35 protein-coding genes are annotated in these 26,314 nt (G+C 34.2%); 15 read left to right on the top strand and 20 right to left on the bottom strand.

Features of this window, described 5'->3' with window-relative positions; all coding sequences use genetic code 11:
• The first annotated feature begins 138 nt into the window (after positions 1–138).
• The 3 genes from KFZ70_RS03635 to KFZ70_RS03645 all read left to right on the top strand — a co-directional run bounded on the left by KFZ70_RS03635 (position 139) and on the right by KFZ70_RS03645 (position 2,364).
• Entirely contained in the window at positions 139–1,053 is a 915-nt protein-coding gene (locus KFZ70_RS03635; RefSeq protein WP_139697031.1) for a DMT family transporter, read from the top strand.
• 89 nt (positions 1,054–1,142) lie between these two features.
• A complete protein-coding gene (locus tag KFZ70_RS03640; protein WP_139697029.1) occupies positions 1,143–2,021 on the top strand; it encodes an ABC transporter permease in 879 nt (292 codons plus the stop codon).
• 88 nt (positions 2,022–2,109) lie between these two features.
• Entirely contained in the window at positions 2,110–2,364 is a 255-nt protein-coding gene (locus KFZ70_RS03645) for a DUF3098 domain-containing protein (RefSeq protein WP_139697027.1), read from the top strand.
• A gap of 4 nt (positions 2,365–2,368) precedes the next feature.
• Here the strand turns inward: KFZ70_RS03645 and KFZ70_RS03650 are convergent, their stop codons facing one another.
• Positions 2,369–3,490, bottom strand: coding sequence for a glycerate kinase (locus KFZ70_RS03650; protein ID WP_139697025.1), 1,122 nt, complete (start codon positions 3,488–3,490; stop codon positions 2,369–2,371).
• An 82-nt stretch (positions 3,491–3,572) separates the two neighbouring features.
• On the opposite strand from KFZ70_RS03650, the gene KFZ70_RS03655 reads away from it, so the two are divergent.
• Genes KFZ70_RS03655 through KFZ70_RS03665 form a run of 3 tightly spaced genes read left to right on the top strand, consistent with a single transcriptional unit; the run spans position 3,573 to position 5,835 of the window.
• Positions 3,573–4,367, top strand: a complete 795-nt coding sequence (locus KFZ70_RS03655; protein ID WP_139697023.1) for an undecaprenyl-diphosphate phosphatase — start codon at positions 3,573–3,575, stop codon at positions 4,365–4,367.
• A gap of 1 nt (position 4,368) precedes the next feature.
• Positions 4,369–5,070, top strand: coding sequence for a tRNA pseudouridine(55) synthase TruB (gene truB / locus KFZ70_RS03660; RefSeq protein ID WP_139697021.1), 702 nt, complete (start codon positions 4,369–4,371; stop codon positions 5,068–5,070).
• A gap of 45 nt (positions 5,071–5,115) precedes the next feature.
• Positions 5,116–5,835: a hypothetical protein gene (locus tag KFZ70_RS03665; RefSeq protein ID WP_233244049.1), complete on the top strand. Its 720-nt coding sequence runs from the start codon at positions 5,116–5,118 to the stop codon at positions 5,833–5,835.
• On the opposite strand, the gene KFZ70_RS03670 is transcribed toward KFZ70_RS03665, so the two are convergent.
• Together KFZ70_RS03670 and KFZ70_RS03675 are read right to left on the bottom strand one after the other, a co-directional pair.
• Positions 5,819–6,448, bottom strand: coding sequence for a thioredoxin family protein (locus tag KFZ70_RS03670; protein WP_233244048.1), 630 nt, complete (start codon positions 6,446–6,448; stop codon positions 5,819–5,821). The two genes, KFZ70_RS03665 and KFZ70_RS03670, sit on opposite strands and share 17 nt — an antisense overlap.
• Before the next feature lie 162 nt (positions 6,449–6,610).
• Positions 6,611–7,231, bottom strand: coding sequence for a thioredoxin family protein (locus KFZ70_RS03675; protein WP_139697020.1), 621 nt, complete (start codon positions 7,229–7,231; stop codon positions 6,611–6,613).
• Positions 7,232–7,429: 198 nt separating this feature from the next.
• On the opposite strand from KFZ70_RS03675, the gene KFZ70_RS03680 reads away from it, so the two are divergent.
• From KFZ70_RS03680 to KFZ70_RS03690, 3 genes are all read left to right on the top strand, one after another.
• Positions 7,430–7,993, top strand: a complete 564-nt coding sequence (locus KFZ70_RS03680) for a DNA-3-methyladenine glycosylase I (protein WP_139697018.1) — start codon at positions 7,430–7,432, stop codon at positions 7,991–7,993.
• Positions 7,980–8,558 carry a hypothetical protein gene (locus tag KFZ70_RS03685; RefSeq protein WP_139697016.1) on the top strand — a complete coding sequence of 193 codons (579 nt, stop codon included), beginning with the start codon at positions 7,980–7,982 and terminating at the stop codon, positions 8,556–8,558. The genes KFZ70_RS03680 and KFZ70_RS03685 overlap by 14 nt, the downstream gene beginning before the upstream one ends.
• A 115-nt stretch (positions 8,559–8,673) precedes the next feature.
• Positions 8,674–9,222 carry a DUF2490 domain-containing protein gene (locus tag KFZ70_RS03690; RefSeq protein ID WP_233244047.1) on the top strand — a complete coding sequence of 183 codons (549 nt, stop codon included), beginning with the start codon at positions 8,674–8,676 and terminating at the stop codon, positions 9,220–9,222.
• Between the two features lie 7 nt (positions 9,223–9,229).
• Here KFZ70_RS03690 and aat read toward each other — a convergent pair whose 3' ends face one another.
• From aat to KFZ70_RS03705, 3 genes are all read right to left on the bottom strand, one after another.
• Positions 9,230–9,856 carry a leucyl/phenylalanyl-tRNA--protein transferase gene (gene aat / locus KFZ70_RS03695; protein ID WP_139697013.1) on the bottom strand — a complete coding sequence of 209 codons (627 nt, stop codon included), beginning with the start codon at positions 9,854–9,856 and terminating at the stop codon, positions 9,230–9,232.
• A gap of 95 nt (positions 9,857–9,951) precedes the next feature.
• Positions 9,952–10,329, bottom strand: coding sequence for a DUF3127 domain-containing protein (locus KFZ70_RS03700; RefSeq protein ID WP_139697010.1), 378 nt, complete (start codon positions 10,327–10,329; stop codon positions 9,952–9,954).
• A 31-nt stretch (positions 10,330–10,360) separates the two neighbouring features.
• Entirely contained in the window at positions 10,361–11,230 is an 870-nt protein-coding gene (locus KFZ70_RS03705) for a flavin reductase family protein (RefSeq protein WP_139697008.1), read from the bottom strand.
• Between the two features lie 122 nt (positions 11,231–11,352).
• Here KFZ70_RS03705 and KFZ70_RS03710 point away from each other — a divergent pair, with 122 nt between their 5' ends.
• Together KFZ70_RS03710 and KFZ70_RS03715 are read left to right on the top strand one after the other, a co-directional pair.
• Positions 11,353–12,504, top strand: a complete 1,152-nt coding sequence (locus tag KFZ70_RS03710) for a PAS domain-containing sensor histidine kinase (protein WP_139697006.1) — start codon at positions 11,353–11,355, stop codon at positions 12,502–12,504.
• Positions 12,505–12,852, top strand: a complete 348-nt coding sequence (locus KFZ70_RS03715; protein ID WP_233244046.1) for a hypothetical protein — start codon at positions 12,505–12,507, stop codon at positions 12,850–12,852. It begins immediately after the preceding gene.
• Position 12,853: 1 nt separating this feature from the next.
• Here KFZ70_RS03715 and KFZ70_RS03720 read toward each other — a convergent pair whose 3' ends face one another.
• Together KFZ70_RS03720 and greA are read right to left on the bottom strand one after the other, a co-directional pair.
• Positions 12,854–13,243, bottom strand: a complete 390-nt coding sequence (locus KFZ70_RS03720) for an HIT family protein (RefSeq protein WP_139697004.1) — start codon at positions 13,241–13,243, stop codon at positions 12,854–12,856.
• Positions 13,244–13,363: 120 nt separating this feature from the next.
• The gene (gene greA / locus KFZ70_RS03725) at positions 13,364–13,837 is read right to left on the bottom strand and encodes a transcription elongation factor GreA (protein WP_139697002.1); all 474 of its coding nucleotides are present in this window, start codon (positions 13,835–13,837) and stop codon (positions 13,364–13,366) included.
• A gap of 161 nt (positions 13,838–13,998) precedes the next feature.
• On the opposite strand from greA, the gene KFZ70_RS03730 reads away from it, so the two are divergent.
• The gene (locus tag KFZ70_RS03730; RefSeq protein WP_139697000.1) at positions 13,999–14,427 is read left to right on the top strand and encodes a hypothetical protein; all 429 of its coding nucleotides are present in this window, start codon (positions 13,999–14,001) and stop codon (positions 14,425–14,427) included.
• Between the two features lie 145 nt (positions 14,428–14,572).
• Here the strand turns inward: KFZ70_RS03730 and KFZ70_RS03735 are convergent, their stop codons facing one another.
• From KFZ70_RS03735 to KFZ70_RS03770, 8 genes are all read right to left on the bottom strand, one after another.
• Complete coding sequence (locus KFZ70_RS03735; protein WP_139696998.1) at positions 14,573–16,750, bottom strand: TonB-dependent receptor; 2,178 nt, start codon at positions 16,748–16,750, stop codon at positions 14,573–14,575.
• 119 nt (positions 16,751–16,869) lie between these two features.
• Entirely contained in the window at positions 16,870–17,001 is a 132-nt protein-coding gene (locus tag KFZ70_RS03740) for a hypothetical protein (protein WP_262709370.1), read from the bottom strand.
• Positions 16,994–17,401: an alternative ribosome rescue aminoacyl-tRNA hydrolase ArfB gene (arfB, locus tag KFZ70_RS03745; RefSeq protein ID WP_139696996.1), complete on the bottom strand. Its 408-nt coding sequence runs from the start codon at positions 17,399–17,401 to the stop codon at positions 16,994–16,996. Before arfB ends, KFZ70_RS03740 begins: the two co-directional genes overlap by 8 nt.
• Positions 17,398–18,951, bottom strand: coding sequence for a DUF4301 family protein (locus tag KFZ70_RS03750; RefSeq protein ID WP_139696994.1), 1,554 nt, complete (start codon positions 18,949–18,951; stop codon positions 17,398–17,400). The genes arfB and KFZ70_RS03750 overlap by 4 nt, the downstream gene beginning before the upstream one ends.
• Positions 18,951–19,520: an AAA family ATPase gene (locus KFZ70_RS03755; RefSeq protein ID WP_139696992.1), complete on the bottom strand. Its 570-nt coding sequence runs from the start codon at positions 19,518–19,520 to the stop codon at positions 18,951–18,953. The genes KFZ70_RS03750 and KFZ70_RS03755 overlap by 1 nt, the downstream gene beginning before the upstream one ends.
• Complete coding sequence (gene pnuC, locus KFZ70_RS03760; RefSeq protein ID WP_139696990.1) at positions 19,481–20,113, bottom strand: nicotinamide riboside transporter PnuC; 633 nt, start codon at positions 20,111–20,113, stop codon at positions 19,481–19,483. Before pnuC ends, KFZ70_RS03755 begins: the two co-directional genes overlap by 40 nt.
• Complete coding sequence (locus KFZ70_RS03765) at positions 20,110–20,817, bottom strand: geranylgeranylglyceryl/heptaprenylglyceryl phosphate synthase (protein WP_407515934.1); 708 nt, start codon at positions 20,815–20,817, stop codon at positions 20,110–20,112. The genes pnuC and KFZ70_RS03765 overlap by 4 nt, the downstream gene beginning before the upstream one ends.
• A gap of 50 nt (positions 20,818–20,867) precedes the next feature.
• Complete coding sequence (locus KFZ70_RS03770; protein WP_139696986.1) at positions 20,868–21,494, bottom strand: 4'-phosphopantetheinyl transferase superfamily protein; 627 nt, start codon at positions 21,492–21,494, stop codon at positions 20,868–20,870.
• A 129-nt stretch (positions 21,495–21,623) separates the two neighbouring features.
• Here KFZ70_RS03770 and ahcY point away from each other — a divergent pair, with 129 nt between their 5' ends.
• A complete protein-coding gene (ahcY, locus tag KFZ70_RS03775; protein ID WP_139696984.1) occupies positions 21,624–22,940 on the top strand; it encodes an adenosylhomocysteinase in 1,317 nt (438 codons plus the stop codon).
• Positions 22,941–23,099: 159 nt separating this feature from the next.
• Here ahcY and KFZ70_RS03780 read toward each other — a convergent pair whose 3' ends face one another.
• Positions 23,100–23,372: a hypothetical protein gene (locus tag KFZ70_RS03780; protein WP_139696983.1), complete on the bottom strand. Its 273-nt coding sequence runs from the start codon at positions 23,370–23,372 to the stop codon at positions 23,100–23,102.
• A 259-nt stretch (positions 23,373–23,631) separates the two neighbouring features.
• Between KFZ70_RS03780 and KFZ70_RS03785 the strand changes: the two genes are divergently transcribed.
• Entirely contained in the window at positions 23,632–23,976 is a 345-nt protein-coding gene (locus KFZ70_RS03785; protein ID WP_139696981.1) for a hypothetical protein, read from the top strand.
• A 147-nt stretch (positions 23,977–24,123) separates the two neighbouring features.
• Here the strand turns inward: KFZ70_RS03785 and rpmA are convergent, their stop codons facing one another.
• From rpmA to KFZ70_RS03800, 3 genes are all read right to left on the bottom strand, one after another.
• A complete protein-coding gene (gene rpmA, locus KFZ70_RS03790; RefSeq protein WP_136480425.1) occupies positions 24,124–24,384 on the bottom strand; it encodes a 50S ribosomal protein L27 in 261 nt (86 codons plus the stop codon).
• A 24-nt stretch (positions 24,385–24,408) separates the two neighbouring features.
• The gene (gene rplU, locus KFZ70_RS03795; protein WP_139696979.1) at positions 24,409–24,900 is read right to left on the bottom strand and encodes a 50S ribosomal protein L21; all 492 of its coding nucleotides are present in this window, start codon (positions 24,898–24,900) and stop codon (positions 24,409–24,411) included.
• A gap of 244 nt (positions 24,901–25,144) precedes the next feature.
• Entirely contained in the window at positions 25,145–25,591 is a 447-nt protein-coding gene (locus KFZ70_RS03800) for a DUF4199 domain-containing protein (protein ID WP_139696977.1), read from the bottom strand.
• Between the two features lie 223 nt (positions 25,592–25,814).
• On the opposite strand from KFZ70_RS03800, the gene KFZ70_RS03805 reads away from it, so the two are divergent.
• Positions 25,815–26,312, top strand: a complete 498-nt coding sequence (locus KFZ70_RS03805) for a heavy-metal-associated domain-containing protein (protein WP_233244045.1) — start codon at positions 25,815–25,817, stop codon at positions 26,310–26,312.
• Positions 26,313–26,314: the final 2 nt, after the last annotated feature.

The following is a 26,314-nucleotide window of genomic DNA, read 5'->3' on the forward strand; positions in this document are numbered from 1 at the left end:
AGAAGTTGCAAATTTACGTTTTAATTAGAAATACCCGAGATTAAACCATAAAAAATGCCTTTCCTAAAACATTGTAAAATAATACCTTTACTTTTGAAGCCATTTAACCAACACCTACTTTAAAACCTTATAACCCCTTTGACTAAAGGCCACATCATAAAAGCGCACCTAGCCTTGTTTGGCACACATGCCATCTATGCTGCCAATCACTTTATTGCCAAGGGGATTATGCCCAATAAACTGAGTCCGACTCCTTTTGTGTTTTTTCGTGTTTTAGGTGCTGCTATTTTGTTTTGGTTCATTAAAGCCTTTATTAAAGAAAAGGTTGAAACAAAAGATTTCCTCAGATTGGGACTTTGTGGTCTTTTTGGGGCTTCATGTAATCAGCTATTTTTCTTTCATGGGCTGAGTTTAACTTCTCCCGTTGACACCGCTATCATCATGACATCAGCACCAGCGGTTGTTTTTATTTTAAGCATGATTCTGCTTAAAGAGAAAGCCACAAAAAATAAGATTGTGGGGTTAAGCATTGGAGCCGTAGGCGCCCTTGGTTTAGTATGGTACGGCCAAACAGCCGAAGGCACCAGTAGCTTTTTAGGCAATCTCTTTATTTTTATTAATGTGCTGTTTTACTCATTATACCAAGTTACCGTAAAACCACTCATGAAAAAGTATCATTTCATCACCATTATTAGCTGGGTATTTTTGTTTGGTTTGCTGTTTTTAATGCCTTTGGGGTTAAAAGATGTTTTATATGCTACAAACTATTCTCTTTTTAACACCAATACGTATCTTGTTATTGCTTACGTTATTATTTTCACCACCTTCTTAGCCTTTCTTTTTAATATTTATGCGCTTCGTCAGGTGTCGCCATCAGTGGCTGGTAGCTATTCATATGTGCAACCTGCTTTAAGTTTTGCTATTGTTCTTGTCTTATCCTTGGTATTTCACAATAATCGCTACAATGAAGACCTCAACATCATTAAATTCATTTGCTGCTTTTTTGTCATTATAGGCGTGTATTTAATTAGCAAAAAACCTAAATTACGCTAGGGTTACAACAATTTTGATTTGTTTTAGTTAATGATAAACATAGATTAACCATACTTTCTTATTTTTACAGCATTAATCCGAAACACTCTATGAGCTCATCATTTGAAAAGCATCAAAAGCGTCGACTTATTTCTTCTTATTTTTCTGTTGTTTTAAGTATAGCCTTAGTATTGTTTTTATTAGGATTGTTGGGCATGCTTATTCTTAATGCTAAAAAGGTTTCAGATCATTTTAAAGAACAGGTTGTACTCACAATTTATCTGAAGGATTCTGCTAAAGAGGTTGAAACAAAACAGCTAGAGAAAAGTTTGGCTATGGCCGATTATGTTAAATCTACCGAATACGTTTCAAAAGAAAAAGCAGCCGAATTTATGAAAGCTGAAAACGGTGAAGATTTTATGGATTTTGTAGGGTACAATCCGCTTCAAAATTCTATTGACGTGCATTTAAAAGCCGATTTTGTAACGTCTGAACATCTTGAAAAAATTTCAACCGAAGCCTTACATAAAGATTTTGTAGAAGAAGTGACTTATGATAATGACTTAGTCAATCTTATGAACGATAATGTGAAAAAAATAAGTTTTTGGGTGTTAGTCATTAGCAGCATTTTTACTTTAATTGCGGTATTGTTAATTAATAGTTCTATTAGACTGGCAGTATACTCAAAACGCTTTACCATAAAAACCATGCAAATGGTAGGCGCCACGAAGCAGTTTATTAGACGTCCTTTTATATGGAAAAGCATTCGTCTTGGTATGATAGGGGCCTTTTTAGCCCTAATAGGCATGGCCATTGTGTTGTATTATTTGAATAAAACCTTTACTGAATTAGAGCTATTAAGCAATCCTGTTTTAGTAAGTTTACTCTTTGTCATTATTTTTGGACTAGGTATTGTAATCACTTGGATTAGCACTCATTTTGCCACACAACGTTTTCTTAATTTAAGAACAGACGAGTTATATTATTAATTTAGAAACCAGAAATTAGTGTTCTATTAACACCATAATTTTAAATAAATCTTTTATTTTGCAACGCATAAGTCTTTAGAAATTAACCATGGGAGAAAAAAAGCGTAAAGAGGTAGCCAAACCCGCATTTGTATTTGACAAGAAAAACTACAAGTTTATGTTTATCGGGCTTGCTGTCATTGCCTTAGGCTTTATTTTGATGGCGGGTGGCGGTAGTGACGACCCAAATGTGTTTAATCCTGAAATTTTTAGTTGGAGACGTATTCGATTAGCACCAACATTAGTTTTAATTGGTTTGGGAATTCAAATTTATGCCATTCTTCTAAATCCGAATAAGAAGTAATTCATCATATATTCTCTAAAAAATTTGCCGCTATTTTCTTTAGATATTTTGCACCATTATGCATAGCGTCATCTTTACAACTCGCGTAATTATCAACGGCATCAACATAATCAATCCCAAAGGTTTGAATAGCCTGCTTATCTAATGTTACAGCACCACAAAACGCGGCTACTTTAACGTTCTGGGCTTTTGCAGAACGCAGTACACCTTCAATGGTTTTTCCCGACAAGGTTTGTTCATCCAGCTTGCCTTCGCCTGTAATAACCCAATCGGCTCCGTGTAACTCACTATCAAAATTAGCCAAATCTTTAATCAACTGAACACCCGACTTTAAATTTCCATTTAAAAACACCTTTGAAGCAATCCCCATACCTCCAGCGGCTCCCGCCCCTTTAACCAACTGAGGTTCTACTTGAAACACAGCTTGCAATATTTTAGAAAAATCTCTTAAACCCAGATCTAACATTTCAATATCGGTTGCCGAAGCTCCTTTTTGGGCAGCATAAACATAAGCTGCACCATTTTCGCCATAAAGCGGATTGGTAACGTCGCAAGCTATTTCAAAATTCACATTGAATAATTTAGGGGTCACTTGGGCTACATCAATAGCTTTAATTTTTGAAAGATTTGCGCCTATCGGGCGCACTGTTTTATTCTCTTCGTCTAAAAACTGATACCCTAAAGCAGTAGCCATTCCAATACCACAGTCGTTTGTAGCACTTCCGCCTATCCCCAAAATAATATTTGTAGCCCCCCGATTTATAGCATCCACTATCATTTCACCTGTACCTAAAGTTGTGGCATTTTTGCAATCAAGTTCTTGAGGGTCTAAAAGTTTAACGCCCGAAGCTTCGGCCATTTCAATAAAAGCTGTTTCGGTTGATTCAGAAAACAAATAACTAGCCTTAACGGGTTGAAAAAACGGATTATTCACCTCTAATGAAATTAGCTCGCCTTGCAAATAATAATTGGCCACTTCAATGGTACCATCACCACCATCGGCTAGGGGAAATGAAAATACGTCAAGATTTTGGTTTAAACGTTTCATTTCGCACTGTACAATTCGACAAAAATCGATCGCTGTCATGGAGTGTTTAAACTTGTCAGGTGCTATTACTATTTTCATTATACATTATCTGTATCTTAAAAATACGATTTTATTACTGAGGGCCCAGCTTATTATATAAGTATTTTAATACTTTTGCGCCATGGAAATTATAGACGCAATTGTTTTGGGTATCATTCAAGGCTTAACAGAATTCTTACCCGTTTCGTCCAGTGGGCACTTAGAATTAGGCAAAGCCATTTTAGGCGATCATTCTGTACCAGAAGAAAGCTTATTATTTACAGTAGTACTTCACTTTGCTACCGCACTAAGCACCATAGTAGTTTTTAGAAAAGACATTTTAGAGCTCATTAAAGGAGCTTTAAAATTTGAATGGAATGATGATTTACAGTTCATTGCCAAAATAGCCATATCTATGATACCTGCCGTAATAGTTGGTCTTTTTTTTGAAGAGCAGCTTGAACAACTTTTTGGGGGTAATATTGTTCTGGTTGGGTTTATGCTGATTATTACAGCGGCATTGTTATATCTAGCGGATAAAGCGAAAGATACAAGCAAGAAAGTATCCTTTAAAAACGCCTTTGTCATTGGTATATCACAAGCTGTTGCTATGCTTCCTGGTATTTCACGCTCTGGCGCAACCATTTCAACTTCGGTGTTATTGGGCAATGACAAAACCAAAGCTGCTCGATTTTCTTTTTTAATGGTTGTTCCTTTAATTTTTGGAAAAATAGCCAAAGATGTTTTAAGTGGTGATTTGTCATACAACAGTGGAAATTTCACAGCATTATCCATTGGATTTATAGCAGCTTTTATAGCAGGGCTTTTTGCTTGCACATGGATGATTGCTTTGGTTAAAAAAAGTAGGTTGACCTATTTTGCCATATACTGCGCCATAGTTGGCGTTATTGCTATTATTTTTTCGTTTGCCAACTAATATGAAAACAGCTGAAGACTTTCTTTCAGGACAGGTTTTACTCATTGACAAACCTTTAAACTGGACCTCTTTCCAAGTGGTTAACAAATTACGCTGGGAAATACGTCAGGCCTTTAACATAAAAAAAATAAAGGTAGGACATGCTGGCACCCTAGATCCTTTGGCGACTGGCCTTTTGGTTATTTGTACAGGTAAAAAAACCAAGGAGATAAATACCTTTCAAGCGCAAATAAAAGAATATACTGGCACCTTTGCTTTGGGAAGTACAACACCTTCTTACGACTTAGAAACAGAAATCAATGCACACTTTTCAACTACACATATCACTAAAGAATTAATTCAAGAGACTACCAAACAGTTTATTGGTGATATTGAACAATATCCACCCGTATTTTCAGCAATTAAAAAAGATGGAAAACGCTTATATGAATTTGCCAGAGCAGGTGAAACCGTTGAAATAAAACCAAGACATGTACATATTTCAGAATTTGAAATCACAAAAATTGATGATTTGCACGTTGATTTTAGAGTGGTTTGTAGCAAAGGTACTTACATCCGTTCTTTAGCTCATGATTTTGGCAAAGCCCTTAACTCTGGTGCCCATTTATCAGTTTTAAGACGCACAAAAATTGGAGATTTCAATGTGCTGAATGCCCAGACCATAGAAAACTTCATTAAAGCGCTAAAAAACCAAAATATATAATTTTACGTATATTTAGAACACAATTCTATTATAAATTGTACCGATTTGAACCTAACAAATCAACATAGAGCCCTAATCTTAACATGTCTTGTTTCAGGAACTGTAGTGCTTTCTGTATTCAATTTAAGCTTAAAACAAAAGGATGACATTGCATCTGAAAGCTATTATGAATTAGAACCAGAAAAAGAGTTAACTGAAGAAGAATTAAAAGTACTTGAAGCTTTAGAAAACATGAACAAAGCTAAAGCCGAAACCAATAATGCTTTTAATGAAAATCAGGAAACGAAACATTTTGCTCAGGCCTATAAACGTATTGCACCTCCTGAAGATTACGTGCCAAAATCAAGTACAGAAGAAGGATTACAGCAAACTGCTTCAACAAAACAATATGACATTCCTGAAGATTCTAAACTAGATCAAGAAGACCTATCTAAATTCAGTAAGGTTAATGATTTATTGAAAAAGCAAAACGCTGAAAATAATAATGCCAAAAGCTCTATTAGCTTTTCATTATTAAACCGTAATAAAGTTTACATTCCCATACCTGTTTACCTATGTGAGGTGGATGGCAAAATTGTAGTTAACATTAATGTAAATGCCGAAGGAGATGTCACCGATGCTTATTTGAACACCTCATCAACTTCTAAAAATGATTGTTTAATTCAACATGCTTTAGAGTATGCCAAACAATCTCAATTTAGTGCAGATCCTTCAAAAGAAAGCCAGCTAGGGTCTATTACCTTTTATTTTATAGGCAAGCGGTAGATTGCATGTGACCCAATAATTGGGTGATATCATCAATGACATTTTGCCCCTTGTTGTCATTATACCAATACTGCAAATCCTCCTTAAAATCTAACGTTAAAGCACCGTGTTTTGCTTTAAACCGTTTTACATAATTTTCAGCTTCAGAAGGTCTGGGTCCATATGTGGCAATAACATCTCCTGTTTCATCATCAATCATAATTAACTTTGGCACTGCCTTATTACCATCTGTTAAAAAAGCATTCATTAATTCTGGATTCACATCTCGTAAAACGAGTCTGAGTGTAATATTTGCATTTAATTCTGCTACTTTATTTAATGCAGGAATAACATGGGCCGCATCACCACACCAACTTTCTGTAATAACCAACCAAGTTACTTTATGATTAAAATTAGCAATACGCTTTTTGGCAACCTTTGAAACCTCAATGGTTTTATCCCAGCGTTTCATTCTCCTATCATTAAGTTTGGTAAGATTTGCGTATGCTTCTGTCTTTTCAATACCTGTATTAGCATTATCTTCTGCTAATTGCCTAACTAAATCTCTATATGTTTTATAAGACATACTGCGTTCTATGCCTCTTTTAATGATAGCTTCCATAACTAATTTCATAAAATATTTAAAACAAAATTAATCTGCCAGCCTATTTATTAAGATGATTTTTGTCATACTTTAATTGTTTCCAGACAATTAGACGTTATTTTATGAAACTTTTAAGACTATATTAGGGTAAGAAATAAAAAAGCGCCGTATTTAAATGCGGCGCTAATAGTATTATAAACACATGCTTGGTTCAAATTTACAGAGCTCCTTTGCAATGTCTTCAATGATGTTTTGACCTTTGTTTTTATTGTACCAAACTTGAAGTTCTTCTTTAAACTCTGCTGTTAACTTTCCATGAGCGCCCTTGTATGCTTTCACCATTTGCGTAGCTTCACTTGGTCTTGGCCCAAAGGTACTTAACACATCACCCGTTTCATCATCTATGATAAGCAACTTTGGAATGGCTCTAGCCCCATTGGTAAGAAACATATCCATCAATTCAGGATGTTCATCTCGCAATACAATGTGCAACTTAATATTATCATTAAGCGCTGCCAGTTTATTAATTACTGGAACAACATGGGCTGCATCACCACACCAACTTTCGGTAATCAATAACCAGGTCATTTTATGAGGTAAACTTGAAATCATGGCTTTGGTTGCTTCTGAAACTTTTGTGGTTTTATCCCATCGCTTCATACGACGCTGATTTAATTTGGTATATTCTACCAAGGCTTCAGATGAATCAGAACCCGTGGTTCCTTTAATTTCAACTAACCTATTTACTAGTTCCGAATAGGTTTCATAAGACATGCTGTTCTCTAAACTATGCTTTACAACTGGATGTAACATATATATTTTTATTTTAATATTCTATCAAATTGATAATGTTTGTCTGAAAAGAAACTACCTCCTTACTAAACATGCTACAAAGGAACGATGCCTTTATAAAACATCAGGTAACATTTGTTTCATAAAACCATGCTTTCTGACCTGCATTTACAATAGAAATAGTAACTTTATTGTTTAAAACCCTTTAATTAAAAAACAATGACAAAGCACAGATGTGCATGGTGTAAAGGAGATGCACTTTATGAAGCTTATCACGATGAAGAATGGGGTGTTCCTGTATATGATGATGATAAACTCTTTGAATTTTTAATTTTAGAAACATTTCAGGCAGGCTTAAGCTGGATTACTGTTTTGCGCAAGCGCGGCAATTTCAAAAAAGCTTTTGATCATTTTGATTACAAAAAAATAGCCCAATATGATCAAGCTAAAATTAATGCACTATTACAAGACGCTGGTATTATAAGAAACAAACTCAAGGTAAAAGCTACGGTTACTAATGCCCAAGCCTTTATTAAAATTCAAGAAGAATTTGGAAGTTTCAGCACCTATATTTGGGGATTTGTTGAGGGCAAGCCAATAAAGAATGCTTTTAAAAGTGTGAAGGAATTACCCGCTAATACGGCCTTAAGTGATATGATAAGTAAAGATTTAAAAAAGAGAGGATTTAAGTTTGTAGGTACCACGGTTGTTTATGCCCATATGCAAGCTACTGGTATGGTTAATGACCATGAAACCACCTGTTTTAGATATGAAGAAGTTTAGCCTCTTTATTTACATACTTGCCGGTATTATGAGTTTTTCGCAATCAAAAAATGAGCGGGAGGTACGTGTAAAACCTTCAGAATTTCCAGAAGTAACAAGTACCTATTTCAATAACTTTATAAAAGAGTTAAAATATCTAAAGTTTTATAGAGAAACTGATGGTGACAAAGTAAGTTATGAAACCAAATTAAAAACACAAGGCTTTCATTTTAGCATAGAATTTGACACCCTGGGAAAACTTGAAGACATAGAAATAGTGATAAAAGAAAAGCACATTCCTAAAACAATAAAGGCAAAGATTGGAGGTTATTTTGAAACACATTACAACCATGTTAGGTTCATAAAAATTCAAAAACAGTTCGTGAATTCTGGCATGAAACCAGACAAACAGTTTATTCAAATGGTTGTTGAAAACCCAAACAAAATGCCTGATAATTTTGAGATTATCGCCGAAACAAAAAAGAAGAAAGACCGACAACTTAGTGAATTTACCTTCAGAAGCAACGGTCAATTTATAAAGGCAAGACACGTAACCTCATCTTCTTATTCGCATGCGCTTTACTAACATTTTTTTTACTATTTTATTTTTATTCCCCTTTTTTAATCATGCACAAAAAAACTTCTCAACTTTAGGAGAATCTTCTTTGTCTATAAATCATAATGTTTCGCAGAATTATGGTATGAATATCGCATTAAGAAGCAGATACATTTTATACTCAGATTTTGATGTTCAATATTTACAGCAACAAGTTGATTTTTTACATTTTTCATCCTTAAAACTAAGCTACAATCATAGGTTAAGTTTAGGATTTCTTTATAGAAATAGAGATTGGTTTCAAAGAGGTAGTGATGAGTTTAGGTTAACCGAACAATTTAATTATACCAAACAAAAATTGGGGGTTCGATACGGACACCGAATAAGATTTGAGCAGCGTTTTTTCAAAACCTCAACCGTTTACAGACAGCGTTACAGATTTGCGGTTGACTTTCCGTTGAACGGTGAAAAACTAGACATTGGAGAAACTTACTTAATTAGTGCCGTAGAAAGCTTACTTAGTTTAAGCGACTTGTATCAGCCTGAAACAGACCTTAGACTTACCGCTCAAATTGGATGGCAACTCTCTCAAGCGTTAAAATTACAAACTGGACTTGAACATAGACTTGAAGCATTTAATCTTGAAACCTTTAACACGCTTTTTGTATTAACTTCAGCGGTTATTAAAATTTAGGTCACTCTCATTTTAAGTATTCCATAAATTGTGTTCTATCCATATCTTCAGCACCCAAGCTAGCAAAATGATTGGTATAAACCTGACAATCAATAAGCTTATAACTGGTGTTTTGAATGAAACTGATAAAGGCTACTTTACTGGCATTGTTCACTTTAGCAAACATACTTTCTCCACAAAACACACCATTGCCTAAATCAACACCATAAAACCCACCAACCAATATGGTGTCCTGCCTCACCTCAACAGATTTTGCATACCCTAACTCATGAAGCTTCGTATAGGCCGTAATCATACTTTGAGTTATCCAAGTACCAGATTGCCCAGAACGTTTTATTTTAGCACACGATTCAATAACCGATTTAAAATCTCTGTTTATAGAAACTTCAAAATTTGTATTGCGCATCACCTGCTTCATACTTTTTGAAACCTTAAGTTTATTGGGAAAAAGCACAAACCGTGGGTTTGGTGACCACCATAGAATAGGGCTTTCTATTTCAAACCACGGAAAGATTCCATTTTTATAAGCGAGTAATAAGCGGGGTATAGACAAATCGCCTCCAATAGCCAATAAACCATCGCTAGACGCTTCAGAAACATCAGGAAACCATAAATCTTCTGTCAAATAGTACATAGGTTGATAAAAATAATAAACCTCAACATTTATAAAAACATTGAGGTTTAATTATTGGCTTCTCACCATTTTGGTTTTATAAAAACCGTTTTTAGTTAAAACGGTAAATCATCATGATCGTCTTCGTTTAAATCTCCTGCTGGTTCAAAGGCATCTGCTGGTGGCACAGGCGGCATATTTGCACCACTTGTTTCAGCCTGTAATGCTTCAATTCTCCAACCTTGAATAGAATTGAAATATTTAGTTTCTCCTTGAGGATTTACCCACTCTCTCCCTCTTAGATTGATATTAACTTTCACTTGTTGCCCTACTTGGTAATTATTCAGTAAGTCTGTTTTATCTTGTACAAACTCCACCATAATATGTTGTGGATATTGTTCTTCTGTAGTCACTACAATTTCTCTTTTTCTAAACCCATTGCTTCCAAAACTTTGAGTTTCTCCAATCACTTTAATTCTTCCTTGAACTTCCATTTACTAATATTTATATTTATTTACTCTTTCTCTAACTTAATAAAATTTTCCAAGCACTCTGCACATCACCAAAACTTAAGTAATTACGTGCCAATTTGTGCTTTTCTCTAGGGCCTGCTGTTTTTATATTAGGATACTTACGCCCCAATTCTTCAACAAATTGCTGGACCTCAGTACTAGAGGGTAACTTCTCAATATTTGCCAGTACGCCTAAATCATTACCTGTTAACACCATACTTTGTTTCACATGATCAGGAAAATTATCTACACCAATTCCCAAGTTGGTTGTAGGTTTAGGAACTTCAAAAAAGCCTTTTTTGGCTCTGGTATAAAAACTTCCTCCTGCTCTCGCTACTAAATCCATTTTTGTTTGATCAATCTGTTCATGTTCATCTAAGACCTCATCATCAATATGAATTTTTACAACTTCACAAATCACCAAATTTCCAGCACCACCTTCATTTCCAAGTTTCACAATATCGTTTACCTTACATTCAAACTGCACAGGTGATTCTGCCACTCTGAAGGGTTTAACGCAATGTGACGCCAACATTTGCAACCCTGCTTTCTCAAATTCATTAACACCCTGAGGAAACTCAGCACTACTAAAAGACATTTGATGTACCATATGGTAATTTACCACATTAATAACTACTTCTTTCGTGGTCTCAACATTTTGTAATGTATGCTTGGTAGAGTTGTCTCTAACTCGTCTTGCCGGTGAAAAAATTAAAATCGGCGGATTAGCACTAAACACATTAAAAAAACTAAAAGGCGACAAATTAGGTCGTCCTTCGTCATCAATAGTACTAGCAAAAGCTATAGGCCTTGGCGCTACAGCACTTAACAAATAAGCATGCAATTTACTGGTTGATAAGCTTTTTGGATCAATAGACGGCATTTACCCCTTTAAGTTTTCACAAATGTAATTAAAGTACAACTCATGTAAAAACCGATTTACTAACAACTTGCGCAATAATATTAACAGATTTGCATTATATTACCAATCAATTCTAATGGTTTATGATTTTCTCTAAGCATAGTAATGCCTTCAGATGGGCTATCATCATAGCATCTTTTTCCATAGTTTCTCTTATTTTATGGAAAACCTATGAGTTTTTTCAACATTTTAAAGAAGAAGAACGTGCTAAAATGGAAATTTGGTCGTTTGCACAAACAGAACTCATCAATTCTGATACCGACACCAATCTTGATTTGATTCTAAAAATTCTAAATAGTAATTCTAGCACACCTGTTTTAGAAATCAATTCAGATGGCACCATTGGTAACCATTTAAATATTAAGGATAATAATCTAAATCACCCAAACCGCATAAGCAAACTTATTGAACAATTTAAAAATGAAAATTCACCTATTGATGTTGTTTTTGACGGTAAACTTCACAGCACCATTTACTACGGTAATGCACCGCTACTCAATAAATTAAAATATTACCCTATGGCGCTTCTTCTTATTGTTGTACTTTTTGGAGCCGTTATTTTTTTCTTTTACAGTAGTAATAAAAATGCCACACAAAATAAACTATGGTCTGGTATGGCCAAAGAAACGGCGCATCAAATTGGCACACCACTTTCGTCTTTAATTGGGTGGACAGAAATACTAAAAACCGAAAATGTAGAACCTGATTATATTGCTGAAATTGAAAAGGATGTAGAACGCCTAAAAACAATTACCGAACGCTTTAGCAAAATAGGTTCTCTACCTACTCTGGAAGTTACTGATATTATTAAAGAAACTATAGACTCCTATGATTATTTAAAGGCCAGATCTTCAGATTTGATAACGTTTGAAATGATTACACCAAAAGGAGAAATTCCTGTACGTTTAAACAAACAATTGTATAGTTGGACCATAGAAAACTTGGTTAAAAATGCCATTGATGCCATGAAAGGCAGAGGTAAAATTACCATTGAAGTTTCACAGCTTGAAAGCCATGTGAAAGTTTGTGTGTCTGACACTGGAAAAGGCATATTAAGAAAAGATTTTTCCAAAATATTTGAACCTGGTTTCACCACTAAAAAGAGAGGTTGGGGCTTAGGTTTATCTTTAACAAAACGTATTATTGAAGATTTTCACAATGGAAAAATTAAGGTTTTACACTCTGAAATAAACAAAGGAACAACCATTCAAATTAGTTTACAAAGCACCATTTAAATGATGAAAGAAAAATTGATTGACCTTAAAGAAGTCCCTCTAAAAAACAACTGCCCTGAATGCTATAGTAGGGATGGTTTGCGTTTAACATTTAAACAAAAACTAACAGAAAATAGTTTTATTAAGTCTATAACACCAGAAATACATCAAGTGTTAGAGTGCAAAACCTGCGGCACCATTATTTACCCTGTAAGGTGGACCAACGATATTGAACGTGTAGTAACGTATCACACCAAAGCATTGAAACCACGTAACAGATCTACGCACCTAAAAAAAACATCATGGCTTATTATTACATTGATTATTTTATTGGCTATTGCCGCTACTGGCTTTACATTTTACCTCTAGTTTACACATAAGAACGAATGAGTTCAGCCAGTTCCTGAAATGCTTCATGTGACATGTTTTCTTTTTTTATAAATCTGGCATCCTCCATAGATTGCAAAGGAATAAGGTGCACATGTGCATGAGGCACCTCCAAACCAATAACACTTACTCCAATTCTATTACACGGTACAGCTTTTTCAAGGGCTAAAGCCACCTGCCTTGAGAAGGCCATTAGACCATTATAGGTTGCTTCATCTAAATCAAAAACCTTATTAACTTCTTTTTTAGGAATACATAATGTATGCCCTTTAGCGTTCGGATTAACATCTAAAAAGGCTAAAAAATCATCGGTTTCAGCAATTTTATAACAAGGTATTTCGCCCTGAACTATTTTGGTAAAAATTGAAGCCATAATAAATAATTTGAGAGATGGTAAGTGTTGTAAATATAAAAAAGATTCCTGATAAAAATAAGCAGGAATCTTTTTAAAAATACGGTTTTAACGGGATTAAACTAGATGAATTTAATATAACTATCGGGTAATTTCAATAACATCAAATTTCATCACTCCACTAGGCACTTGTATTTCAGCCACATCACCCACTGATTTACCAAGCAAGCCTTTACCAATAGGTGAATTTACAGATATTTTTCCTGAAGCTAAATCAGCTTCACCATCAGCAACCAAAGTGTATGTCATTTCCATCCCATTGGTTTGATTTTTTATCTTTACTTTAGATAGTACCAAGGCTTTTGAGGTATCAAGTTGCGATTCATCAATAACTCGCGCACCAGATAAGGCTTCCTCTAGTTTAGAAATACGCATCTCTAACATACCTTGCGCTTCCTTTGCTGCATCATATTCTGCATTCTCACTTAAATCGCCTTTATCTCTAGCCTCAGCAATAGCTTTTGAGGCTTTAACACGCTCCACATCCTTAAGTTGCTGTAATTCTTCTCTTAATTTTTTTAGTCCTTCAGGTGTATAGTATGATACTTTACTCATAACGTCATTATTTAATTAGTAAAAAAATATGCTGAAAAAACTTCTTTATAGCGAAGCATTCAGCAATAAAAAAATCTCGTTTACACGAGATTTAGCACAAATATACAAAATATTTAAGTCAATTTACTTTTTGTTGTAAATTGCAAATTTATTTTTAAGCTATGAAATATCTTTTTCCCTTAATTTTCCTAATCACCTTATTTTCATGCAGTAAAAACTCTGACGATAATAGAAATTGTAATTTTTTGCTAGACGTTGATGTTAATACATCTATTAACCTAACCCTGCCTGAATACAGCCAACTACAATTTCCAAATAACCCTGTTTATATTTCTAATGCAGGGAATGGTGGTGTTATTGTAAACAATACTGGTTCTAGTTATATTGCCTTTGATGCGGCCGACCCAAACCATATATTTGAAAATTGTTCTGTTTTAAAAATAAACGGCATTAACGCCATTTGTGGGTGTGAAGATAAAAATGAGTACAACCTATTGAATGGCCTAGCTGTAAACAATGGTAATTTACGTTGTCCTTTAAAACAATATCGTGTTGAGCCCTCTGGAAACAATCTTTTAATTTTCAATTAAAATCATACAAACTCAATTTTAGCTGACGCCTATATGTATTAAAACCACTCAAATGACGTTTTAATAAGCACATTGATAGATTTAGGAATTGCTGTTTTTACAATTCCTAAATCTTTAAAATTTTTAAGCTCTTCTTGTGTCACAACTAAAACTTTAATGTTGCTCCTAGTAAAAAGTTTGCCGTAGCTTGTGGGTAATACCCTGCATAATAACCTGTTGCTATTCCTGTAGGACTAGTTGCGTCAGAATAATCATAAGACCCAAAATAACCATTTGAAACGTACTTAACATTAAAAATGTTATTAGCAAGTGCCGATAAAACAATGGCTTTAAATACTTTTTTAGGTTTCAATTCATAGACCACGTTGAAATCATTTACAAAATAGTCGTCAAGCTTAGAGTCTTCGTTATCAATGTTCCCCATGTATTGCTCTCCAACATATTTGCTCAGTAATGACAATTGCATATTTTTTATGGGACTAAAATTAAATGCATTACCTATTACCAATTCGGGTGAAAACGAAATATTAGTATCACCTAAATGCACCAATTCGCCATTCATATTACTCTTAAAATCCTGGTTTTTATTGCTACTTAAAGCCACATTTGTGTTCATATTAAACTTAGAGGTAAACAGTATTTTGGCATCTACTTCAAGTCCTAGACGGTAACTTCTACCACTGGTTGCTCTTATAGGGCTTCCAACATCATCTAACTCACCAGTAAGTACTAATTGATTTTGATAAAACATATAGTACAAATTAGTATTTACACTCACTTTTGAACGGTTATAGCGCCAACCAATCTCCACATCATTGAGGGTTTCATGTTCTGTAACACCTGCCTTAAAATCATCTCTATTTGGTTCTCTGTTGGCGCGCGCATAAGATGCATAAAAACTATTAGCACCATTGTGTTTATAGGTTAAACCTACTTTAGGATTAAAAAAATCAAACGTTGCATCAGTAACAAACTCCGATCTATTAGAATCTAACCCATTTGTTTTGTAGGTCACAAAACGCCCTTGCAGGTCAATATACCCTGTAAACTTTTCAGCAAAATTAAAAGAGGCTTTTGAGAACACACTAAAATCATTTTTAGTGGCATCGCCTTGATAATATCGATCTCTTATTTCAGCATTTTCTGAAAAACGTCTTGCCCAAATGACTTCGCCAAAATGATCGGCTAAGTATGTATTGTACGAAAGTCCTGAAATAACCTCAACACCTGCTTGCTTGTAAGTAGCATTTGCATTGATTACATAAAAATCATTGTCTAACCAACGTCTTCGTATTACATCTGTAATAGGAATGATATTTCCATCATCATTAACATAAGAGTCAGTTGGAAGTACAATACCGTTGTATAAATCTATGTCCTCTGTATCATCTTCATATTGTTCAAAATATCCTTTTCCTTTAGTATAATTTAAACCAAGATTGGCTGACCATTGGTTATCAAATCGTTCATTCCAATGAAATTGGTAGTGATCTTGCCAATAATTATCTGTTTCATTGTCATAAGTATACGGATTTTGTCTTCTATCTTCCTCTAACTGATCAGCAGTTAATCCGTACCACGATTGATACGTATACTCAGATCCACCAAACACAACAGCTTTGATTAATCGGTTACTGTCTTTATAAACACCTTGTAAGAAGTAAGATTTTAAATCGGAAAAGGCTCTATCCACATAACCATCTGAATATAATTTTGATAAACGACCTGAAACTTCAAAGTGATCATTTAACAATCCTGTACTCATTTTTACGGTATGTTTCCTTGTGTTATAACTCCCAAAGCTATTAGAAATTTCACCGTAAGCTTCTTTTGAGAAGGCATCGGTTAACAAATTTAAACTAGCACCAAAGGCGCCTGAGCCATTAGTAGACGTTCCTACACCACGCTGCAATTGCAAACTCTCAGTAGACGAGGCTATATCACCAAGATTTACCCAAAAAGTACCCTGACTTTCAGCATCATTATAAGGAATTCCATTTATAGTAACGTTAACACGAGTAGCGTCTGTACCACGTACTCTAATACCTGTGTAGCCCACCCCAGCACCCGCATCACTGGTGGTAACTACCGATGGCAAATAATTTAATAGTATAGGCATATCCTGCCCCAAATTTCGTTTAGCAAGTTCTTCTTTTGAAACATTAGAATGCGTGATTGGCGCATCTGCATTGACACGAACTGCTTTTACTAAAACTTCATCAAGCTTTTCTGTTGTTGTTGAATCTTGAAGTTTTTGATTTTGTTGTGCATACACACTGACTGATAACACTAAAAATGTTAAAAAAAGAAAACTGTTTTTCATGTCGATTAATTGGTTTAACCGAATAAAAAGAGGTAATTATTCTTTTCTAATTAATAGATAATTGGTACGTAAACGTTTTTCAAGTGTTTCTTTCTATTTAAAAAACTTTACGTCTGTCCCTAAACAGCATTACCTGTTCTAGGTTCTATGGGTATGATCTCAGCCGAAATAGGCACCCCTTTTTGAGAACGGTGCAAATGTAATAACCAGTTGGCAATTTTAAACAAGAAATCTTGATTATTTTTAAACATCTGGTTTTCTTCTACTTTCCTTTTTCTCCGAATGGAGTCGTTTACCTTTAAGACGTTTTCTAATAGCAGATTTTGGCACTTTTGTTGAAACTCTTACCTTTTGAGGCTTTAAAGCGCCTTTTACTAAATGCATAAATCGTTTAGTCACTAGCGCTTTATTTTTATACTGACTCCTGCTGTCATCACATTGAAGTATTAGAATGCCCTCTTTAGTTAGTCTATTTTTCAGTTTATTACGAAGTCGTATCTTTTGTATACTATTGAGTGCTTGGGTTTGTGCTACATCAAAAGAAAGTTCAACTTTTGAAGCCACCTTATTTACATGTTGTCCGCCCGCTCCAGAGCTCCTTACAGCCTTATATTTCAGCTCTTTTAATAAAGCAGCTACATCATGTATCATATTAACGGTTGATGCTCTGGTTTTAACAAGTCATTTACCGTTTTAACGGGGTTAAATGTTTCTAAAGGCACTTCAACAAAAATAGAGTTCCAATACGCCATACTTCCATTCCATAACCCCGGTAATTCTAAAGCTTTAATTTCAGATCCATTATGTGTTTTCAAAGTTATAAAAGCTGCTTCTGGATCAACAAAATTTCTTAAATCGAATTTTTCGCCTTTATAATTTTTAACGCCACAAACCAAATCTGTAGGGTTAAAATGCGTGGCTTTATAAACAATTTCCTGCTGACTTTTTCTTCTAAAATCTATCTGAGCAAACTCCACAATTTGAAGCGATACATTACCCGATTTATTTTTAACCCAAAACGGTCCGCCACCAGGTTCTCCTTGGTTTTTTACCATGCCACACACTCTAAGTGGTCTGTTGAACTTATCCTTTAAATAATCTATCTTTTTTTGTTTGCTAAGGGCATCAAAATGAATTTCAATGGGCACATTTAGTCTGTATCTCAAAAATAAAACCATAACCTTAAGGTCTGATTCGGTTATGCCGGCCTCATCTAATTTATGAAGAAAAGCAAACACCTTTTCCTGTGTTTCAAATAGCACACCTGCTAGAAGTTTTTTAAAACTTGACACCTCAATATTTCTGTCTGCTACTACAATATTATCAATGTTTTTTATAAAAATAAAATCGTGATTAAGATCATTCAAATTTTCGAGTAAAGCCCCATGGCCAGCTGGCCTAAATAGTATAGAATCATCTTCATTTCTATAAACTTTCCCATTCTTAGCTAAAGCAACCGTTTCTGTAGCTTCTTTTTGATAAGAAAAAGACACATTAAAATGGGTGTTCGTATTGGTTTCTAATGTTTTTCTTATCTTATTTAAGAGATCTATAAAATAGGCATGGTGCTTTTTTGATATGGTAAAGTGTAAGTTTGCCTTATCATTTGAAGACGCATACAAAGTAGATTCAAATAAATGTTCTTGAAAAGCAGTTACCGTTCCGTTTTTATACTTGTGAAAGGGCAACAACCCTTTAGGTAAAAAACTATATTTTAAGATCTCATCATCAAGCATTATAGACACCATTCTAACGAGCTTATCATTATCAGAAAGCACTTCAAAATTGATATCTAAAGCTTTTGCCTTAGCCACTACCTCTTGGTAAAACGGAAAATTTTCAAAGTTATTTACAAACTGTAATATTAAATCGTCATTGTGCCGTTCCGCATAACTACTTATAGTTTCTTCTTTAGGGTTAAACCCTTTTAAAAATTTAAACAAAAACTTAAACATACGGGTTGCAGCACCTGAGGCTGGTACAAACTTCACTATAGATAAGTCGTTTTGCTTAGCTTCATATAGCCTAATGAATTCATCAATCTCATTGGTATTGTAGCTTTCAACACCCTTCCCTATAGTTGCAGCACTAAGTAAATCAGAATAAGACATGCCATTTTTTAGTCGTGTTACTTGAGCATTAACCTGATCAACAGTGATTCCTTTATCATGTATCTGCTTCAAATCTTTTTCTGAAAACATTATTTACGCGCTTTAAATAGATTATCAATATGTTTTACGGCTACTTCTAACCGCTTTTTTTTATTTCCTTTTATTAAAACATAAGGTTTTTTGTGTGCTATTAATGCTTTTTCAAAGGCTTCAAACATTTCTTTACGCTGGTCAGATTTATCTCTTAAGTCATCTGCTTCCCAAGGGGTATCAATATACGTTAAAAGATATAAATCATAAGAATTTTCAATAGCATATTTTCCAAGAAGAGAATCACAACTACCGCCATAACTTGTTTCGGCATATACTTTGGTTTCAAGTAAATCGGTATCACAAATTAAAACGGTATCTGTTTTTGTTGCTAACTCGTTTTCTAGTTTTATTTGTCCTTCTGCAATAGGTAATAAATCATGAGCCTCACAAGTTTTTCTTTCATTATTCCACTTATTTTGAAGGTATTCTCTAGCATATTCTGGTACCCATACCGAATTGTAATACCTTGCCAATTGTCTTGACAACGTTGTTTTTCCTGTAGATTCTGGGCCGAACAATACCACCTTTAGGCAATCTGCAGGCTCTTGTTTAAGCTTTTCTTCCATGCTCTATAACCATAAATAGCAATTATTGTAAATAGTAAATATTGAAACGATGTAAACACCAACCCTTTGTATAAATATAGGGGAACAGAAATAATATCTCCTATAATCCAATAGACCCAATTTTCTATTTTCTTTTTAGCCATGAGCCACATGCCTACAAAAAATATGGCTGTAGTTAGGGTATCTATATAAGCCGTCCAATTATTAAAATTATCATTTACACCATAAACAACAGCCACAAATAGGGTAGTTGCTAAAAAAATAAAGAGACTCCAAAGTTGTTCTTTATATGTTGTTACTGTCACAGGTATATCGTTGTTATTTGTATCTTTTCTCGACCAATAATACCAACCAAAAATGCTCATAATAAAATAATATGCATTAATAAGCATATCGCCCAAAAGACCATAAACTAACAGTATATAAACAAATATAGCCGTACTAATAATCCCTGTAGGATACACTAAAATATTTTCTTCTTTTGAAAACCAAACACTTAAAAACCCAAAAAACACCCCAATAAATTCTAAAACTATAAGATGAGTTTCCACATCTTGATACTGAGAAAACAGCCAATCAATTATTGCACTCATGCTATGCTAGTATTTATTTTCTTTCTTTCACCCACCTCGTTTATTGCTTCAAAAAACGTTTCATCTTTTTCAAAAGCTGTCCCAATAACCACCATGTCAGCTCCTGCGGTAAAGGCTTCATTTATTTGTATTTTACTTTTTATCCCGCCTCCTACAATTAAAGGAATATTTACATCTTGTTTTACCTGCTTTATCGTTTCAAATGACACAGCCTGTTTGGCACCACTCCCAGCTTCTAAATAAATTAGCTTCATACCTAATAACTGTCCCGCTTTAGCTGTATTTGCAATATCTTGAAGTCCACTTACCACCATCGGTTTTGTTTTGGTTACTCTTTCAACCGCTGTAATCTGCCCGCCATCTATCAAAATATATCCTGTTGGAATCACTTCCAAATTTAAACCCTTCAATGTTTGAACTGCTTTAACATGCTTATCAATTAAATAGTCTGGGTTTCTTCCTGAAATTAACGATAAGAATAATAAGGCATCGGCTCTTCCGGTAATTTGTGTTACATCACCAGGAAATAAAACAATAGGTAGCTGCGTGTATTTTTTAATTTCTATCACCAAAGCATGCGTCGCATTCTGCTGTACTGTACTCCCTCCCACAAAAATGTGTGTGGCTATAGAAGCATTAACTTTTAGTATAAACTGTTTGGTATTTTCTAATTGAAATTTATCAGGATCAATCAATACTGCCAAAAGCTTTCTTTTAGTATTAACAGCGTTTTGTATGTGACTGTAAATAGTCATTAAGCTATCGCGTAGGCGCAAGTAAAGCCTTCAAATTCTAAAAAGTGAATAGTATAACGGTATTTTTTATCCTTATAGTCAATCCATGCAACCGTTTCTTCATCGGTTATATTAAATGGAATGACCAAAAAACAATTTTTAAAACTTAAACCTGGTACACAAAATAATTTATACAAGGATTCTTTCACGCACCAAATGGCCGTTAATTTTCTAATATAATCTAAGTCCTCCTTTTGCAAGTAGTCAAACTCATAATCGATAAATTTATGAGCTATAATTTGAATCTTATCTCTGTGCTTTTCAATATCAACACCTACTTCAACATCACTTACAATAACAGCTGAAAAATTAAACGAATGTGTTATAGAAATATGCTTACCATCTTTTAAATGAGGTTTCCCATGCTCATCATAAAACAAATCAAAATCTGTATAACCAAATGCACGCAATAAATGCCTCACACTTAAAAAACCTCTTTGATGTAACTGACTTTTCATACCTAAAACCCGCTCCATAGAATTGGGTTTCAAGGTTAATGGCTGCATCAGTTCATCATGTGATTCTTCAATCTTCCAAATTTTAACCGTGGTTTGTGAATTTGCTTCAATGGTTTTAAATAGAGGCATTTATTATTCTGAAAGTTATTAGTTATCTTTGCATCGCCTAAAGCATCATTGCTTATTAGATAAGCGAATTTAAGTATTTTAAGTGCTAATCACAATGAAGTTTGGGTATTAACAAAAGAAAAAATTGATATGAGTACAAAAACAATTCCTTACGTAGCAAATAAAGTAAAAGACATCACGCTTGCAGATTGGGGAAGAAAAGAAATTGAATTGGCTGAGGCTGAAATGCCGGGTTTAATGAGTCTTCGTGAAGAATATAAAGACGAGCAACCTTTAAAAGGCGCTAGAATAGCAGGCTGTTTACATATGACCATTCAAACAGCTGTTCTAATAGAAACGCTGCAAGCACTTGGTGCAGAAGTTACTTGGAGCTCTTGTAACATTTTCTCTACGCAAGATCAGGCTGCTGCTGCCATTGCTGCTGCAGGAACAGCTGTTTATGCTTGGAAAGACATGACCGAAGAAGAATTTGACTGGTGTATTGAGCAAACCTTATTTTTTGGTGAGGAAAGACAGCCTTTAAACATGATTCTTGATGACGGTGGTGATTTAACCAATATGGTTTTGGATAAATATCCTGAATTAGCTGCTGGTATCAATGGCTTATCGGAAGAAACAACAACGGGTGTTCACCGGTTGTACGAACGCGTAAAAAATGGCACATTACCAATGCCTGCCATTAATGTAAATGATTCGGTTACCAAATCTAAGTTTGATAACAAATACGGATGTAAAGAAAGTGCTGTTGACGCTATACGTAGAGCTACCGATATTATGTTGGCTGGAAAACGCGTTGTAGTTTGTGGTTATGGTGATGTTGGTAAAGGAACCGCTGCTTCGTTTAAAGGGGCTGGAAGTATAGTTACAGTAACTGAAATTGACCCAATTTGTGCACTACAGGCAGCTATGGATGGCTTTGAAGTTAAAAAACTAGAAACTGTTGTAGCTAATGCCGATATTGTTATTACAACCACAGGAAACAAAGACATTGTACGTGCTGAACATTTTCAAGCAATGAAAGATAAAACCATAGTTTGTAATATTGGTCATTTTGATAATGAAATTCAAATGGCTTGGTTAAATCAAAATTATGGACACACTAAAAACACCATAAAGCCTCAGGTAGATAAATATACCATTGAAGGAAAAGATATTATTATTCTTGCTGAAGGTCGTTTAGTAAACTTAGGTTGTGCTACAGGGCATCCTAGTTTTGTAATGAGTAACTCATTTACCAACCAAACCTTAGCTCAAATTGAACTTTGGAATAATGCTAGTGCTTATGAAAATAACGTGTATATGCTACCAAAACACCTTGATGAAAAAGTAGCCAAATTACATTTAGAAAAAATTGGCGTAGAACTTACCGAATTAAAAGAAGATCAAGCCGCATATATTGGTGTTACTGTTGACGGCCCTTACAAACCAGAACACTACAGATATTAATCATTATACTGAACGTGCTTCAGTTTTTCTAATAAAAAATCCCAAACATCAACATCGTTTGGGATTTTTTATTTTTAACCATTTCATACTAAAACAATCCTGCGTTACAGTATCTTTTACGCTGTATCAACAAAAGCGAGACACACTCATTACAACCTATTATTCATCTACTAAATCTTCTTCAAAGTACCACCACAAACTGGAGTCTATAGAAGTTTTCATTTTATTAATATCAACACCATCCTTTAAAAATACGGTAATACTTTCGCTTGCTCTGTTTTGCCCAATACTTTCGGCTATTTCAATAGTATCAATTTCCTTAAAATGCTCTAAGTGCTTTTTTATCTTTTCATCTAAAGATTCATCACTTAAAAAAATTTTGATGGTTGGCTGGGTTGGCGAATTTCTAATTTCAGATCTAAACGGTAGCATAATCAAATAATTTCAGGTTAAACAATACAACAATTGCTATCGCAATAGCTTAAAGTTAAGAAATTTATTAATATCATGTATAACAATTTTTCCATCTTCGAAGAGATTCTACAGACAACACAAGTAATGTGTACGCTTACAGCGGTTTAACTACTGCCAATGCTACCACACACAATACTGATAATTTTGTTAGAACAAGACCTAGGTACCAACCTCTATACCTCCAGTTAGAAGTTATATAAATGCACCAACAGCTGACATGACAGTTTATGGAAAACGTTCAGGTGGTCAACCTCGAGATACTGGCAATGCCAACCTTGGAACAACAAGTCTCACTTACGGTAATGATTCCCCTGTCTTAGTTGTAGATTATGCTTTAAGCACAAAAGACTTTAACAAAACAAAGTTAGCCGCTTATTACAACAGCCGTTTAGATACTATAGTGGTTGATAATGCAGTGAGTGGCAAATATGCTATTTATAATTTATTAGGCCAGTCTGTTTTAAATGGTGAGTTTTCAAGAGAAATTAGTGTTTCTACATTAAAATCTTGCATGTATATCTTAACATCAGCGTCTGGAACTTTAAAGTTTGCTAAATACTAATTTCTGAATTAGACAAACTAAACTCAAAAAATAGCCTTGCAAGTTGCAAGGCTATTTTTGTAATATATATAATAAATAACGAATAAACCCTACTATGTTTAGTAGGGTTTATTTTATTCGTTCTATAAGATAACTTTATTTTCTTTTCTAAGCCTCAAAAGGCTCAATAGAAACATACGATTTGTTATCTTTTTTCTTAGTAAACTTAACTACGCCATCAACTTTAGCGTGTAAGGTATGATCTTTTCCTTGGTATACGTTCTCACCTGGATGGTGTGTGTTACCACGTTGTCTTATGATAATGTTTCCAGCTAACGCAGCTTGACCACCAAAAATCTTAACCCCTAAGCGTTTCGATTCTGATTCTCTACCATTCTTCGAACTTCCGACTCCTTTTTTATGTGCCATTTTATTTCGATTTTAGTTTTTATATTAACTTAAAGCAGCAATTAAATCAGCTTTCTTCATTGAAGAAATCCCTTCAACACCTTTAGCTTTTGCTAACTCTTTTAATTCAGCAACTGTTAATTTGCTTAAATCTTGAGTTTCTTCAGCTTGAGGAGCAGCTTCTGCTTTCTTTTCTGCTTTTGCTGGGGCTGCTTTTTTAGATCCAGAAGCAGCAATGCTTTCAATTACAATTTCAGTTAAAGATTGACGGTGACCATTCTTTACACGGTAACCTTTACGTCTTTTCTTTTTGAAAACTATAACTTTATCACCTTTAAGGTGTTTTAAGACTTTTGCTCCTACCTGAGCTCCGTCTATAGCCGGGGCGCCTACAGTTATATTGTCACCATCACCAACTAAAAGAACATTATCGAAAGAAACTTTCTCACCTTCTTCAGTTTGTAAACGATTAACAAAAACTTTTTGGTCTTTTTCAACTTTAAATTGTTGCCCTGCTATCTCTACAATTGCGTACATAGCGTAACGTTTTTATTAATTAATTTTTATTAAAAATGAGTGCAAATATACTGCTAAATAATTAAACTACAAACCTTAAGCTTTAATTTTAAAAAAAGTCATTGTATTTCTCTGAAAAATTATGCCATGAAATCGCTTAATACAACCCAAATCTCTTAGTAACAAACATTTAACTTAACCAAACACACCTCATTAAGCCGTAACAAAAAAGTATATAAATCAGTTGTTTATTGAAGAGCAAAAACTACTTTACTATGTTTCTAGTGTTTTTAAACAACTGCATAACTGTTAAGGTAGCTACAACGGTTGTAGCAAACCCCATAACAGCCACTACAAACGCTACCATACCTATATCGGCATTCAATCCGCTATGTATAGATAAAATCAAATCAGAAATAAACGTATTATTAATTTCTGTGGCATAAAACAAGAAGAAAATGGTAAAAATCAACGTAGCCACAAATCCCGTAATTATACCTGTTTTAAACCCTTCGCCATAGGAAAAAGCACTTGGATTTTCAAGTTTATGTAATCGGATAGCTTCATAAATTCCTAAACCTGTAATAATAGCATTCACAAAACTAAATGCAGGATTTGTATGTTTATCTACTAAAGCCAAAACTAAAAAATAGGCTATTAAAACGGCACTTGTTACTAAGCCAAAACGTAATGCAATGGATAATTTTTTCATATCAAAAGGGAATTATTTCTCTTAAATTTCGTGAATTTTCTTGAATAAAAATAATTTCATGGCAAAAACATAACCAGCAACAACTTGATTTGCAACCGCTTTTCATTTAATCCTTCTTTTTTTATTTATAAAAACAGGGTATATTTCTTTTCATATAACATTAAAATGCCTCTGAATATTTAGTAATTTTGCACTAACCTATAAATTTTAAGTTATGAAAATTATGAAACATATTTTAGTTATTGTTTTAATTGGCTTTACTGCATTAAGCTGCAAAAACAATTCAAATCCAGAAGTTAAAACGGTTGAAGTTGCTTCTGAAACACAAGAAGTTAACACCACAGACCCCCATGCTACTTATGCCAAAGCAGAATTCACCATTGAAGGAATGACTTGTGCTATTGGATGTGCAGCGACTATTCAGAAAAAAATATCAAAAATGGATGGTGTAAAATCGGCCACTGTTGATTTTGATAAAAAATTAGCCATGGTTGAATATGATGAGGCAAAAGTTACGCCTATGAGCCTTACCGAAGCTGTTGCTAATGTTTCTGATACGTACAAAGTAAGCGATATGAAAACGGTAAATGATTTTACCACAGAAAAAACTTGTAAACCAGGTTGCGAAAAAGCATGTTGCAAAAAAGATATTCAGGCAGAAGAAAAAACAGCCTGCAATGCTGATTGTAAAAAAGCTTGTTGTGCTAAGAAAACAGCCTAATT

It is taken from the genome of Allotamlana fucoidanivorans, from assembly GCF_045788535.1.
Lineage (GTDB): Bacteria > Bacteroidota > Bacteroidia > Flavobacteriales > Flavobacteriaceae > Allotamlana > Allotamlana fucoidanivorans.